This is a genomic window from Streptomyces xiaopingdaonensis (assembly GCF_000262345.1).
Lineage (GTDB): Bacteria > Actinomycetota > Actinomycetes > Streptomycetales > Streptomycetaceae > Streptomyces > Streptomyces xiaopingdaonensis.
Window position 1 is genome coordinate 1 of sequence record NZ_AJTQ01000145.1, and the last position, 642, is coordinate 642.

1 protein-coding gene is annotated in these 642 nt (G+C 73.2%); it reads left to right on the forward strand.

Annotated features, from left to right (window positions below):
* A partial coding sequence (locus UWG_RS0111950; RefSeq protein ID WP_016907447.1) for a GTP-binding protein occupies window positions 1–444 on the forward strand: 444 nt, incomplete at its 5' end.
* Between the last annotated feature and the right edge of the window lie 198 nt (window positions 445–642).

The following is a 642-nucleotide window of genomic DNA, read 5'->3' on the forward strand; positions in this document are numbered from 1 at the left end:
CTGATGACGCAGGCGAGCGAGGGGACAGACGACCTCGGCCCGACGCCGGAGAAGACGACCACCACGGTCGCCATGGACTTCGGCCGCATCACCCTCGCCGACGACCTCGTCCTCTACCTCTTCGGCACGCCGGGCCAGCAACGGTTCTGGTTCATGTGGGACGACCTCGTCAGGGGCGCCATCGGCGCCGTGGTGATGGCGGACACGCGGCGGCTGGAGGACTGCTTCCCCGCGCTCGACTACTTCGAGAGCTGCGGGTTCCCTTACGTCGTCGCCGTCAACCACTTCGAGGGCACCGACCGCTACGAGGCACCCGACGTCCGCGAGGCGCTCTCCGTCCCGCCCGAGGCGCCGATCGTGATCATGGACGCGCGGGAGCGGTCCACCGTCCTCGACTCGCTGCTGGAACTCGTCGGCCACGCGGTGGAGGTCGCTCCCGCGTGACCCCCAGCGGGCGGCGCCGAGGCCCACCGCGGGCCGCACGCCTCGCACCGCTCCTCCCGTACGCCGCGGCCTTACGGTGCCCCGGCCCCGCCTTACCCGGCGGTCCACGGCGCACCCGACGGCCGCCCCGCAGCGGCGAGTTGCGGTTGCGCTGAGCACAGCCGGGGCGGGCCGCCGTACCTCGGCGGTCACGGTCCC